General features: G+C 54.0%; 14 protein-coding genes. 6 read left to right on the forward strand and 8 right to left on the reverse strand.

Annotated elements, in window-relative coordinates:
- Positions 1-36 precede the first annotated feature (36 nt).
- The 3 genes from plsX to scpB are packed head-to-tail and all read left to right on the forward strand — an operon-like array spanning position 37 to position 2563.
- Entirely contained in the window at positions 37-1062 is a 1026-nt protein-coding gene (plsX, locus tag RHH53_RS05595) for a phosphate acyltransferase PlsX (RefSeq protein ID WP_206201423.1), read from the forward strand.
- The gene (locus tag RHH53_RS05600; protein WP_310438418.1) at positions 1062-2051 is read left to right on the forward strand and encodes a beta-ketoacyl-ACP synthase III; all 990 of its coding nucleotides are present in this window, start codon (positions 1062-1064) and stop codon (positions 2049-2051) included. Before plsX ends, RHH53_RS05600 begins: the two co-directional genes overlap by 1 nt.
- A gap of 2 nt (positions 2052-2053) precedes the next feature.
- Positions 2054-2563, forward strand: a complete 510-nt coding sequence (scpB, locus tag RHH53_RS05605) for an SMC-Scp complex subunit ScpB (RefSeq protein WP_310438417.1) — start codon at positions 2054-2056, stop codon at positions 2561-2563.
- Here scpB and RHH53_RS05610 read toward each other — a convergent pair.
- Together RHH53_RS05610 and RHH53_RS05615 are read right to left on the reverse strand one after the other, a co-directional pair.
- The gene (locus RHH53_RS05610; protein WP_310438416.1) at positions 2535-3413 is read right to left on the reverse strand and encodes an FHA domain-containing protein; all 879 of its coding nucleotides are present in this window, start codon (positions 3411-3413) and stop codon (positions 2535-2537) included. The genes scpB and RHH53_RS05610 overlap by 29 nt on opposite strands.
- 51 nt (positions 3414-3464) lie before the next feature.
- Positions 3465-3734, reverse strand: a complete 270-nt coding sequence (locus RHH53_RS05615) for a hypothetical protein (RefSeq protein ID WP_302676528.1) — start codon at positions 3732-3734, stop codon at positions 3465-3467.
- A gap of 275 nt (positions 3735-4009) precedes the next feature.
- Between RHH53_RS05615 and RHH53_RS05620 the strand changes: the two genes are divergently transcribed.
- The 3 genes from RHH53_RS05620 (at position 4010) to cysE (ending at position 6987) form a co-directional block, all read left to right on the forward strand.
- Positions 4010-4564 carry a late competence development ComFB family protein gene (locus RHH53_RS05620; protein ID WP_206201625.1) on the forward strand — a complete coding sequence of 185 codons (555 nt, stop codon included), beginning with the start codon at positions 4010-4012 and terminating at the stop codon, positions 4562-4564.
- Positions 4561-6171, forward strand: a complete 1611-nt coding sequence (gene cimA, locus RHH53_RS05625; RefSeq protein ID WP_206201427.1) for a citramalate synthase — start codon at positions 4561-4563, stop codon at positions 6169-6171. Before RHH53_RS05620 ends, cimA begins: the two co-directional genes overlap by 4 nt.
- 75 nt (positions 6172-6246) lie before the next feature.
- Entirely contained in the window at positions 6247-6987 is a 741-nt protein-coding gene (gene cysE, locus RHH53_RS05630) for a serine O-acetyltransferase (RefSeq protein WP_149817618.1), read from the forward strand.
- Here cysE and RHH53_RS05635 read toward each other — a convergent pair.
- From RHH53_RS05635 to ligA, 6 genes are all read right to left on the reverse strand, one after another.
- On the reverse strand, positions 6984-7502 hold the full coding sequence (locus RHH53_RS05635; RefSeq protein WP_302679064.1) for a DUF721 domain-containing protein: 519 nt from the start codon (positions 7500-7502) through the stop codon (positions 6984-6986). The two genes, cysE and RHH53_RS05635, sit on opposite strands and share 4 nt — an antisense overlap.
- 16 nt (positions 7503-7518) lie before the next feature.
- Entirely contained in the window at positions 7519-8406 is an 888-nt protein-coding gene (locus tag RHH53_RS05640) for a PRC-barrel domain-containing protein (RefSeq protein ID WP_297050936.1), read from the reverse strand.
- Positions 8407-8554: 148 nt separating this feature from the next.
- Positions 8555-9025: an allophycocyanin gene (locus RHH53_RS05645; protein ID WP_302676525.1), complete on the reverse strand. Its 471-nt coding sequence runs from the start codon at positions 9023-9025 to the stop codon at positions 8555-8557.
- 21 nt (positions 9026-9046) lie between these two features.
- Positions 9047-9520, reverse strand: a complete 474-nt coding sequence (locus tag RHH53_RS05650) for an allophycocyanin (RefSeq protein WP_310744211.1) — start codon at positions 9518-9520, stop codon at positions 9047-9049.
- Between the two features lie 45 nt (positions 9521-9565).
- Complete coding sequence (locus tag RHH53_RS05655; RefSeq protein ID WP_302679065.1) at positions 9566-10252, reverse strand: V4R domain-containing protein; 687 nt, start codon at positions 10250-10252, stop codon at positions 9566-9568.
- 157 nt (positions 10253-10409) lie between these two features.
- Complete coding sequence (gene ligA / locus RHH53_RS05660; RefSeq protein ID WP_315863521.1) at positions 10410-12482, reverse strand: NAD-dependent DNA ligase LigA; 2073 nt, start codon at positions 12480-12482, stop codon at positions 10410-10412.
- Positions 12483-12487: the final 5 nt, after the last annotated feature.

The following is a 12487-nucleotide window of genomic DNA, read 5'->3' on the forward strand; positions in this document are numbered from 1 at the left end:
AAAATTCTGAAGGATTTTCTCGTAAGAGTTCAGCCAATGACTCGTGCACGGATTGCTGTGGATGCCATGGGGGGTGACTATGCTCCCGATGAGATTGTTGCCGGTGCCCTCAGAGCCAGTGAAGAATTAGACGCCGATATCCTCCTTGTGGGTGATCCGGTGCCCATTCAGCGCTACCTCAATGAACATGCCCCCACAGCCAAGACCCAAATTGTCGAAGCGAGTGATGTTGTGGAAATGGGGGAAGAACCCCTGACCGCCCTGAAAAAGAAACCCAAGGCCTCAATTAACGTGGCGATGGATCTGGTCAAAGCGGGTGCGGCTGATGCGGTTGTTTCCGCTGGTCACTCAGGGGCAGCGATGGCTGCGGCGCTATTGCGCTTGGGTCGACTCCCTGGCATTGATCGCCCCGCCATTGGTGCCGTCTTACCCACCCTCATCCCCGGCAAATCCGTTCTTGTCCTCGATGTCGGTGCCAATGTGGACTGCCGCCCGAAATACCTTGAGCAATTTGCGGTCATGGGTTCGATCTACAGCCAGTACGTCTTGGATGTCGAAGATCCCAAGGTGGGCTTGCTTAATATTGGCGAAGAGGACTGCAAAGGCAATGATCTGGCCCTAAAGGCACATCAACTGCTGCGGCAAAATCGCCAAATCTCCTTTTTGGGCAATGCCGAAGGCCGCGATGTCCTGTCGGGACAATTTGATGTCGTGGTCTGTGATGGCTTTGTTGGCAATGTTCTGCTTAAATTTGCTGAATCCTTGGGTAGTGTCCTCGTCCAAATTCTCCGCGAAGAGCTACCTCGGGGCTGGCGCGGGCAACTGGGTACGGCGCTGCTGCGTCCCAATCTCCGCAAAATTAAACAGCGCATTGATCATGCCGAACATGGCGGTGGCCTCCTCTTGGGCGTGGATGGCATCTGCATCATTAGCCATGGCAGTTCCCAAGCACCTTCGATTTTTAATGCCATTCGCTTGGCCAAAGAAGCGGTGGATCATCGCGTTTCAGAGCGGATTCAAGCTTGTTACCAGCATGCCGTTGCCGTTGAGGATCAGGCTTAGTGGCTGTGCAGGGCGTTAAATTTAGCGGCGTGGGCGCGGCAATCCCCCGTCAATGCTTGACCAATGCCCACCTCAGTGCCCTTGTGGATACGTCTGATGAGTGGATTCAATCCCGTACCGGCATTCAAGAACGGCACGTGGCAGCTCCTGACCAGCGCCTTGTGGATTTGGCCAGCGAAGCGGCAGGCGCAGCCCTACAGATGGCCGGCCTAGAACCCACAGCAGTCGATTTAATCATCTTGGCTACCTCTACGCCCGATGATCTCTTTGGCACCGCCTGCTTGGTGCAAACTCGCATTGGTGCGCTAAATGCCGTGGCTTTTGACTTAACGGCTGCCTGTTCTGGCTTCCTTTTTGCCTTGGTTACGGCGGCTCAGTATTTGCGCACCGGTGCCTACCGCAGTGCCTTGGTCATTGGTGGTGATATTCTGTCGCGCTGGGTGGATTGGGGCGATCGCCGCACCTGCATTCTCTTTGGCGATGGCGCCGGCGCAATGGTGTTGCAAGCGAGTGACGTGGATCAGCTTTTGAGCTTTGAGCTGCGCAGTGATGGCCGTCTCAATGAGCACCTCACCCTTGCCTTTGCCGGAACCCCTCAATCTCTAGGGGAGCAGCTGGCGATCGCCCAAGGGGGATTTGCTCCCATTGCCATGAATGGCCGTGAAGTTTATCGCTTTGCCGTCACCCAAGTCCCTGAAGTCATTGAGAAAGCCCTGCACCGCGCGGGGTGTACGGTTGAAGACATTGACTGGCTGGTGTTGCATCAGGCCAATCAACGCATTCTTGACGCGGTTGCCCAGCGTTTGGGCATTCCTCAGGAAAAGGTGATTAGCAATGTGGGTCAGTATGGTAATACCTCCGCCGCCTCGATTCCCCTTGCTCTGACGGCTCCGATTCAACAGGGGCATATTCAACCCGGAGACTTAATTGCCACCGCTGGCTTTGGTGCGGGGTTAACTTGGGGAGCTGCCCTGTTCCGCTGGCAATAGCTATGCAAAGGGACACTGACCTGCGTACATTAACGATGCGGGTGGAGGCCATTCTCTACCTGAAGGCGCAGCCCCTCACCCTTGCTGAACTAGCAACCCTCGCCGCCACTGCTCCTGAGGCCGTTGAACTGGCACTGATTGAGCTACTCAACGACTATGCCCATCGCCAAACGGCCCTTGAAATTGTCCAAATTGACGATAGATACAGCCTGCAACTCAAGCCTGCCTTTCAAGAATTGGTTCAGTCCCTTGTCCCCGTTGAATTGGGGGTTGCGGCACAGCGCACATTAGCCCTGATTGCTTTTCGTGGCCCCATGCGCCAAGCAGAGGTGATTGAACTGCGGGGATCCAGTGCCTACCAACACATTCAAGAACTCCTCACCCTTGGGTTTATTCAGCGGCGGCGGGATAGCCAAAGTCGCTCCTACATCCTCCAAGTCACTGAGCGCTTTCACCAGTATTTTCAGGTGGATCAACTGCCAACTATTCAGGGGAAAAGGGCGGACGATTGACATACTCACTGAGCAACTGGGAGGGCAAATCATCATTGGTCGCCAATTGCAGATTCAAGAGAGCCACTGCAAGCTTGTCTTGCTCTAGTTTGTTGCGTCCCAAGGCCTTGAGAATGCGCCGTAATTGAGCCGCAATTTCTGCCCCAAACATGGTGAGATTTTCATCGGGCAGTGCGGGCAGCCAATCAATTGCCCCATGTTCTACTGCCCATTGTCGCTGCATGGGGGAAATGTGGTTGTCGTAGCGGTCAATAATGAAACTGCGCAGCTTGGGATAGGTTGCCTTGATCCAATTCAAAAGGTTACCAATATCCGGGGTTTCCAGTTGCGAATCAAGGAGCAACAGGTCAGGGTTGCGCTGCATCACGGTCACAAAATCACTAATGATGCGGCGGCTATTGATTTGCCCCGATTCAACGATAACTTCTAACCCCTGACTACGCAGCAATTCTTGCCAAATTTGTACTTGAATGCCGGGGGGTTGAATGATGAGAATGGTGGGTTGAAGGGCAAGAGGAGCATCCGGCGGGGTGGTGGAGACAGCCTCATCGGTACGAAATTCAAGGGTTGTTTTGCCGATAATAAAGCGATCGCCCGTTTTGAGGAGCGTCGGCACCTGAATCATTTGACCATTTAGCACACAGCCATTACGACTCCCCAAATCAATGAGATAATAATCGTCATTATCCAGACGCTGAATCATGGCATGGCGACGGGAAGACCAGCGATCCGCTAAAACAATTGTGCAGTCTTTACCTCGACCAATCACCCATGAATTGCCTTGGGTAAGAGGGACGATATAGGTGCTGGCCTCTGTGGAGATGACCAATTGTGGATACTGTGGTAACAAGGTGACCCCTCTTCCAACTCCCTGTAGGAATAAATTCGGTCTCTCAGTCCTCTATTCAAAATGATAATCGGGACATTGAATGGCGGCTTCCGTTGCTGCCCAATCGGGATGTAGTGAACACTTGAGGCGATAGTCTCCTGAAAAGAAACGACAGCGAGAACAGGGAATTTGATGTAAGCGGCGGGCGATCGCCAGCCCTTCTTGGGTGAATTGCCACACATTCCACGCCATGATTGCCAGCAGCAGCCAAGCAACACAAAAACAAATTGGTACTAGTAATGGCTCTACGGTATGTAAAAAAGATGACAACCAAACAACCATAGGCTGCAACAGAAGAAGAAATGAGAATGATGTGGGCGACTGCTAGCCTTTAATTATTTCCTACGACAATTTTACCACTTGGCTATACAGGTATGAAGATTTCGTAGGATTTGGCAGTTCTTTGCAACAGTTCTCATCGTTATCTTAGCGTTACCGCCTTTTTCTAAAATATGGACTACCTACAGTGCAAAATTGCCCCTGCCCTTGGCAGTTCCTCGGCATATACTAAATTTGAGTGGGGGAGTGCCCCTACAGCAATTACAGCGGAAACACGTATGGGGATTCAAGAGATTGTTGAACAAGCACTGCGCAATGGTTATCTCACACCAACGCAGGAGGCAGAAGTCGGACGCATTTGCGACAAAGCCACCGAACTCTCCGTGGAAGACTATATGGCGTTGGATCGCCTTATGGGTGCTCTCTTGACGGGGCAAGTGGTGGCGGTTCCCCGCAAGCAATTTATCAACGTTATGGAAGAATTGGTGCTCACCGAGGCAATTACCCGCATTGCCGCCATTGAAGCAGAGCAAGAATGCGCCCTTGATTTGGGAGATATTGCCGCCTACGCCCTCAACCGCCTTCCCCCGCTCTACGCCACAACCGAAGAGGGCGCACAGTATCAACGCCAGCGGGCTGAAGAGGAACTCATGGATCTGATTCGCGCCCAAGTCCAAGAGGCCATTAACCGCAGCATGGCACGGCCACAATTTCATCCGGAGCGATCGGCCATCGGCAAAACCTCCGGCAAAGAGGTCTTTTCCCAAGTCAGTTCTTTGCTGCAAGCCTACGCCAATGACTATGAGCGTCCCAAGGGAGAGTCAGCACAGTGAAAATTTGGCTGTACGATACCACCCTGCGTGATGGTGCCCAGCGGGAAGGTCTTTCCCTCTCCCTCGAAGATAAACTGCGGATTGCTCGTCAACTGGATCGCCTAGGGATTCCTTTTATTGAGGGGGGCTGGCCGGGCGCCAATCCCAAGGACGTACAGTTTTTTTGGCAGTTGCAGGAAACGCCCCTCCAACAGGCAGAAATCGTTGCTTTTTGTGCTACTCGTCGCCCCGGCCGCAAGGCCGCAGAAGAGCCAATGTTTGAGCCGATTCTAGCGGCCGGTACCCGTTGGGTGACACTCTTTGGCAAATCTTGGGATCTGCATGTCACCGACGGCCTCAAGACCACCTTGGCCGAAAACTGCGCCATGATTGCCGATTCCATTCAGTTCCTGAAATCCCATGGGCGACGGGTGATCTACGATGCCGAACATTGGTTTGACGGTTACTTTGCCAACCCCGACTATGCGCTACAAACCCTTGAAACCGCTTTAGCGGCGGGTGCCGATTGGTTAGTTCTCTGCGATACCAATGGCGGTTGTCTGCCCCATCAAATTCAGGCAGTGGTCGCCGAGGTGGTGGCGCATTTTGGTGCCTTGGACTGCTTGGGCATTCACACCCACAACGATGCTGGCACAGCCGTAGCCAATGCCCTTGCGGCGGTTCAAGCGGGGGTGCGAATGGTGCAGGGAACGATCAATGGCTATGGCGAACGCTGCGGCAATGCCAATCTGTGCACCCTGATTCCCAATCTGCAATTGAAACTGGGCTATGACTGTGTCACCCCAGAGCAGTTGGCAACCCTCACAGAAGTGAGCCGCCACGTGAGTGAAATTGTCAACCTTGCCCCCGATGATCACGCGCCCTACGTGGGGCTGTCGGCCTTTGCCCATAAGGGGGGAATTCACGTCAGTGCCGTGCAGCGCAACCCCCGTACCTACGAGCATATTGAGCCGCATTGGGTGGGCAATCAACGGCGCATTATTATTTCTGAGCAGGCGGGCATCAGCAATATTTTGGCGAAAACCAGTGAACTTGGCTTTGAGTTGGATCGGCAGCATCCCCTGAGTCGGACAATTTTGGAGCGGATTAAGCATCTCGAAAGCGAAGGCTATCAATTTGAAGCGGCGGAAGCGAGTTTTGAACTCCTGATTCAGGAGGTTCTAGGGCAACGCCAGCGACCCTTTACCCTCAAGGGCTTTGATGTCTTTTGCCGCACCGATTCACGTCAACTGGAGGCCACGATTCGCAGCCAGTCTCTGGCCACGGTCAAAGTTGAAGTCAATGGGGAGGAGATGCTCACGGCGGCAGAGGGCAATGGTCCTGTCTCGGCATTGGATCAGGCGCTGCGCAAGGCCTTGATGTCCTTCTATCCAGAGATTGCCGAGTTTCACCTCACGGACTACAAGGTGCGGATTTTAGATGGCCATGCCGGCACGGCAGCCAAAACACGGGTGCTGGTGGAATCCAGTAATGGGCGCGATCGCTGGGCAACAGTGGGTGTCTCTGCCAATATCATTGAAGCCTCCTACCAAGCGGTTGCCGAAGCCCTCGAATATGGCCTACAGCGCACTCGGCGATCCCAACCGTCCCCTTTGGTGGCCTCCTGAAGCCTCTTAGACCTTGGCAAAATCCGCTAAGATCAAAACTGCTGTTTAGGTTGCATCACTGCCAAGGAGCCGCGTGTGCTCAGCACCCTCAAAGCAGATTTCCAAATTATCTTTGAGCGGGATCCCGCTGCCCGCAATTGGTTAGAGGTTGTTTTTTGCTATCCCGGACTTCAGGCCATTGTTCTCCATCGGTTGAGCCACTGGCTTTGGCGGCGGGGTATTCCCTTTATCCCCCGCTTTATTTCTCACATTGCTCGCCTGCTGACGGGGATTGAAATTCACCCCGGCGCCACGATTGGCAAGGGCGTTTTCATTGATCACGGCATGGGGGTCGTCATTGGCGAGACTGCGATTGTGGGCAATTACTGTTTGATTTATCAGGGAGTGACCCTCGGCGGTACCGGTAAAGAAACGGGAAAGCGGCACCCTACCCTCGGTGAAAATGTGGTTGTCGGTGCTGGGGCAAAGGTGTTGGGCAACCTCACGATTGGGGACAATGTGCGCATTGGCGCGGGGTCTGTGGTGCTGCGGGATGTGCCCTCGGATTGTACCGTGGTGGGGATTCCCGGGCGAATTGTCTATCGTGCAGGTGCCAAAATTGCCCCCTTGGAACACGGTCAACTGCCAGACTCTGAGGCCGAAGCAATTCGCTATCTCTTGGATCGCATTGAACTCCTAGAGAAACAGGTGCAAACACTGCAACAGCAGGAAAAGGTGCCTGCTCTGGCGCAAGGACATTTGCAAGCCTCCCAAGGTCAAGCCTGCCGCCTCAGCGATCGCCCCATTGAGGAGTTTCTCAACGGCTCTGGCATCTAGGCTGGCCGCATATAACACAGGCCACAGAGTCCCCAGCGCTGCAATTCTTTGATGGGTGTAGGGCACTGACAGCGGGGGCAGAGGGGATAGTCTCGCGATCGCTGACGCACTTGGGCTTGCCATCGTTGAAAAGCCTCTTGGGGAGTGGCGGCAGGTGTCACATTGGGAAGATGCCCGACTTTCGGTAAGGCCTCATGGCTAGCGATCGCCGAGCGTTGGGGGTGCCAGTCCCGATTGGAAAAGCGAATATCGCTGAGGACAATGCCAAGGGTCTGCTGAATTTTGACCATGAGGGGCGATCGCGAGAACATCAGATGGTGCGCCCAAGTACTACTGGCAACGGCCACATGTAAAACCCCTTGACTGGTGAGTTCCACAGGAACAGCGTGCTCAGCGACGACCGCCCCCACGAGCTGCGGCCACTGCTCCAAGAGACGCAAGAACCGCTGCGGCTGCTGCCATTCAGGAGCCTGCTGCCATTGCTGAAGTACCGTGGCCAGTGGGACATAGGCCATCGTGGACTATTCCCGACTATTCGTGATCGTATTCCTCTTGCTTCTGCCGCTGCTCAAGGCGAATCGGTTGTTGCTCTTCCCAAGGATCGGCAGTGGGTTCCGATTCCGGCAGTTCTACGGGCATGGCTTGAGCTGGAGGTTTAACTTGACGCGAGCGGGGACGCTCTTCATACTCATACTCCTCCTCATACTCCACATACTCAGGCTGGCGACGCCGACGCCGGGGAGCGGTTTCCCAATCGGCTTCGTAATCACTGCGGCTGCGTTGGGGGGGATAGACGGGCGATCGCGCTCCGGAGGGCAATTGATTACTGCTCGGCGTAACGGGCTGATAGTACTCGTCCTCGTCGCTTTCCCAAGGGGGTGCCCCCAAGCCGACCCGTTCTAAGAGACCCACTGTTAATTGCCGCAGGCGGGTTTCTGCCCCTTCAAAGACAATAATGCGATCAGGGCCGGTGCTGACAATTTCCTCAATGGGCAACTCGTAGGTGCTAATCAGTTGCGCCGGAATCCAAGGCAAGCCAATGGAAGCTAAAATCAAATCCGTAATGTCGCCCGTTTCAGGATCAAACTTAAAGCCCCGTACCTTACCCAGCACTTCGCCGGTTTCGGTGACAATCTCACTATCAATCAGTGTGCTGTAGTTGTAGGTATTGAGAGCTTCGGTGACATCATCATCGTGCTCAACGAGAATGACATCGCCAATTTGGCGAATACTGTCGAGAAGAATGTAGCGTTGCTCCCCTGTAAAGAGGGTATTGCGTACCCCCAAGGCCACCACTTGCCGCTGGTCAATATCGACCCAAACTTGATTAATGACGCCTAACTTCCGACCAGTATCACGGGTAATTACCTGTGTACCGATCAAATCTGCCCGTTGCAGCAATTGCGCCGATATGGTCATGCCTTTGTGTATCCCAATGAATCTTAGTAATACTATAGCGGCGAATACCAATGGTACGCCAAAGGCGATCGCAGGAGTGATAAATTGCCCCGTGCAATCGGTGCTTCTAGGCTAGCGCATTTTTGCCACACTGCTGAGTGGGGTGAGTCTATTCCCCTAGGATGGACTGGGTCAGTGCCATCACAGGCTGCATTAACGGTGTTTCCTCACCCGAGAGCACTTGATTGACCACTTGGGGCAGGACTTGGTACGTTACTTGTGCCACCTTCTCATCCTTGAAGGCCTTAATGATCGTGCGGTACCACAGCAAGAAGCCATCCCGCAGGGCATCCAAATCGGCAAATAACATCGCCGCTGCCGCTAGGCGTAGTACATGCTTGCGATCGCGCCGACACACGGCGGAATAGTCGTGATTGCCCTTACGGAAAATATGGGGACTTTTGGCGCGCAGTTGCTGCTCCACCTGATCTAGGATTTTCTCTTCAGCATCGCGGATTTTTTCGTAGGCACGAATGCGCTGCTCCGCTGCCGCTAGATAATTTCTGAGAAATTCCAGTTCCTTGGCACTGGCATAGCGGCCATCGGCCTCAAGGCTGAGTTTTTCTAGTTGACGCAGCATCAGTCCCACCCCACAACAACTCTATTCTGACAAAATTGAACTGCCGAGGGCAAGGACAGGCTGCATCACCCGTTGTTCTTCGGGCGTGAGCAGTTGCTTTATCATATTCGGCAGGTACTTGCCATAGGTGGAGGAGGCAGTTGCTTCGTAGTTAAAGGATTTGACAATGGTGCGGTACCAAAGTAAGAAATTATCCCGCAGCAAGTCCAACTCCGCAAAAAGCATGGCCGAGGCACACAGACGAATGGTATCCACTAAATCACGACGGCAAATTTCTGAGCGATCGCCATTGATGAAATGGAAGCAGCGGGGATTTTCTGCCTTTTGCATGGATTGAATTTTATCCACCATCATTTCCGCCTCAGTGCGGATTTTTTCGTAGGCACTGATGCGACTCTCCACCGAGGCCAAGTACTCCCGCAGAAAATCTAATTCCTCGGCCCGGGCATAGCGACCATCGGCAACAACAGTTAAGTGATTCAACTGACGGAACATAGGGCAACCCTCGCTAGAAAATAAATGAACACACTCGCTTGTGGCTTATCGTTTCACCAACTCCCCTTGGCGCAGGCGTTTTTCAATATCCCGTGCCGTAGCCCCTTCGTTTTGCCAGAAGGCAGCAGCATCAATGCGATCCTGTTTACCAACGAGAAACTTACAGTAGGTTTCCCCCATGGCATAGCACTGCAACTCGATACAACTCAGGGGCTTTTGAATCAATCCCGTAAAGAAGCCCGCAAACAGACCGGCATAGATGTAGCAGACGGGCTTACCCACATCCCCAAGGGTGCGCGCCACCACGGAGTCAAAGATATTGATGAACATAAAACCATTCTTTTGCTCCGTGAGATCCACTTCCCAGTTGCCCCAGCCTAGGGTTGTCAAGGGCCACCACCAAGCCTCGAGGATAAATGTCAAGGTGGCCTTGCGTAGTTCGCGCTGGTACTCCTGCTCAAAGTGTTGCTTAAAGACAACCGCATCGCGTTTGCCCCACTCTTCGCCAATTTTGTACATGACGAGGGCAGAGGCAGGGCCAACTTCCTCTTCGAGACCTTCCACTAGGCCAATGACAAAGTCTTCTGTCGCTAGAGCGATCCGCTGATCATACCAGTCGGTAATGCTGCCCCGTTGGCGATCAAATTGCAGATAGTCCCGCAAGCTATAGTGATTGGTGCGCATCGGATGAGTTTGGTGTAACTGATGCTGATAGTCCTGAGCACGGGTCATAGCATTGGCACTCCCAGCAGGTTGAGACGGCGTGACAGAAACCATAGATCAGCGAATTGCCCCCTATTGTGCTTGAACGTTAGGTACTGAGCAGCCACACTTTTTAGGCTAAAAGATTTTTCAGGGTCGTGGCTCCGCACTCCCACTGATTTTTTGTCTAACGACACATTTCTATAAGTTCTGTTTCATTGATGCAGGGGATGCCCAATTCTTGAGCGCGTCGCAGTTTACTCCCCGCTTTTTCGCCCACCACTAGATAATCCGTTTGCCGACTGACACTCTCACTCACTTGACCGCCATGTTGCTGGATCAGCGTTTTGGCTGCTTCACGGGTGAGGCTGGGCAGGGTGCCTGTAATCACAAAACGTTTGCCCGCAAGGGATTGTCCAGTCGTTGGTGCAGTGGCGATCGCCGCCGCCAGTTGTAGCCCCAAGGCTTTGAGATCAGCAATGAGGGTTTGGTGCGCTGGGTCTTGGAACCACTCGTGAACCGCTTGGGCAATTTCCTCACCAATGCCATAGACCCCACACAGATCGGCGACGGTAGCAGCGGCCAGCTCCTCAACAGACTTGAATTGATCGGCAAGCACTTGGGCATTGACACTCCCCACATGGCGGATGCCTAGGCCATAGAGCACCCGTGGCCACGGTTGTTCTTTCGAGTCAGCGATCGCCTGCAACAATTTAGCAGCGGACTTTTGACCCATGCGCTCGAGGCGCAACAGTTGTGCTGCCGTCAGGCGATAGAGATTTGCCGGGGTGTGCACCAACTCCTTGGCCACCAATTGCTGTACTAGCTTTTCCCCTAACCCTTGAATATCCAAGGCATCCCGACTTGCCCAGTGGAGGATTTGGCCGCGCACGATCGCCGGACACCGCGGATTGACACAGCGACTCACCGCTTCGTTGGCAGGGCGCACCACCGGCTGATGACATTCAGGACACACGGTGGGCATCGTAAAGGGTTGAGCCGTTGGCGATCGCAATTCGGGAAAGACCCGCACAATCTCTGGAATGATTTCGCCGGCTTTGTGGATCACCACCTTATCGCCAATGTGCAAATCCAATTCGGCAATGTAGTCTGCATTGTGCAGCGTTGCCCGTGATACCGTGGTACCCGCTAATTGCACTGGCACCAGTTCAGCGACTGGGGTGAGCGCACCCGTGCGTCCCACTTGAATGGTAATGGCCACCACATCAGTAATGGCCTGCTCTGGTTCGTACTTCCAAGCAACACAGCCGCGGGGAAACTTTTGCGTAAACCCAAGGGTCTGTTGCAGCGTTAAATCATTGAGCTTGACCACAATGCCATCGGTCAGATAAGGCAGTTGGTGGCGGGCGGTTTGCCAGTGGTCGTAGTAGGCTTTCACCGCCTCTAGGTCAGGGCAGTCGGCATTGTGGGGATTGACCCGAAAGCCAAGGCGTTGCAGCGCATTGAGCACTTGCCGCTGCGATTGGGGTTCCCCTGCTTGGTTCTCATCCCAAGGAACGCTACCCCCTTCAGGTAAATGCAGCGCATAGGCAAAGAAGTCCAGTTGGCGTTGGGCAACAATGCGCGGATCCAGTTGACGGAGAGTACCGGCGGCGGCATTACGGGGATTAGCAAAGGGAGCTTCTCCTTGGGCTTGGCGTTCTTGGTTGAGTTGATGGAATCGCGCCAAAGGCAAAAAAGCTTCCCCACGAACTTCAACGATTGGGGGTGGGTTCTCGATGGCTAGCCGCAGGGGAATGGTGCGAATCGTGCGCACATTGCTGGTAATATCCTCACCGCGTTGGCCATCGCCCCGAGTTGCCCCCCGCACCAATAACCCGTTTTCATAGGTCAAAGCAAGGGCCACGCCATCCATTTTGAGTTCGCAGACATATTCCGTCGGGGGAATTGGCTCCTCTCGCCGTAGGCTACGCCAATAGCGCTGCCAGCGTTCCTGCCACGCCACCATATCGGCAAAGGTAAAGGCATTTTCGAGGCTATAGAGGGGAATGCGATGGCTGACACTCTCAAATTGACTGACGGGAGCTTCGCCGACCCGCTGGGTAGGGCTGTCGGGGGTGATGTACTCAGGATGAGCCGCTTCGAGTTCCTGCAGTTCGCGATAGAGCTGGTCATAGACTTCATCTTCCATGATCGGCTGATCGAGGGCATAGTAGGCGTAGCTCGCCCGCTGAAGCAGGTGCCGCAGTTGTTGAATCCGTTCGGCTGCTGTCGTCATCGGGGGTTCCTTCGAGACCATTTGCC

Source organism: Thermosynechococcus sp. PKX82 (genome assembly GCF_031583255.1).
In the GTDB taxonomy this organism is placed as follows: domain Bacteria; phylum Cyanobacteriota; class Cyanobacteriia; order Thermosynechococcales; family Thermosynechococcaceae; genus Thermosynechococcus.

Excerpts from the sequence above, each read along its gene's own strand:
- ligA (WP_315863521.1), bottom strand. The coding sequence starts at position 12,482 with ATGGTCTCGAAGGAACCCCCGATGACGACAGCAGCCGAACGGATTCAA.
- scpB (WP_310438417.1), top strand. The coding sequence starts at position 2,054 with ATGCAAAGGGACACTGACCTGCGTACATTAACGATGCGGGTGGAGGCC.
- RHH53_RS05640 (WP_297050936.1), bottom strand. The coding sequence starts at position 8,406 with ATGACCATATCGGCGCAATTGCTGCAACGGGCAGATTTGATCGGTACA.
- RHH53_RS05650 (WP_310744211.1), bottom strand. The coding sequence starts at position 9,520 with ATGTTCCGTCAGTTGAATCACTTAACTGTTGTTGCCGATGGTCGCTAT.
- RHH53_RS05615 (WP_302676528.1), bottom strand. The coding sequence starts at position 3,734 with ATGGTTGTTTGGTTGTCATCTTTTTTACATACCGTAGAGCCATTACTA.
- RHH53_RS05635 (WP_302679064.1), bottom strand. The coding sequence starts at position 7,502 with ATGGCCTATGTCCCACTGGCCACGGTACTTCAGCAATGGCAGCAGGCT.
- RHH53_RS05655 (WP_302679065.1), bottom strand. The coding sequence starts at position 10,252 with ATGACCCGTGCTCAGGACTATCAGCATCAGTTACACCAAACTCATCCG.
- RHH53_RS05620 (WP_206201625.1), top strand. The coding sequence starts at position 4,010 with ATGGGGATTCAAGAGATTGTTGAACAAGCACTGCGCAATGGTTATCTC.
- RHH53_RS05645 (WP_302676525.1), bottom strand. The coding sequence starts at position 9,025 with ATGCTGCGTCAACTAGAAAAACTCAGCCTTGAGGCCGATGGCCGCTAT.
- plsX (WP_206201423.1), top strand. The coding sequence starts at position 37 with ATGACTCGTGCACGGATTGCTGTGGATGCCATGGGGGGTGACTATGCT.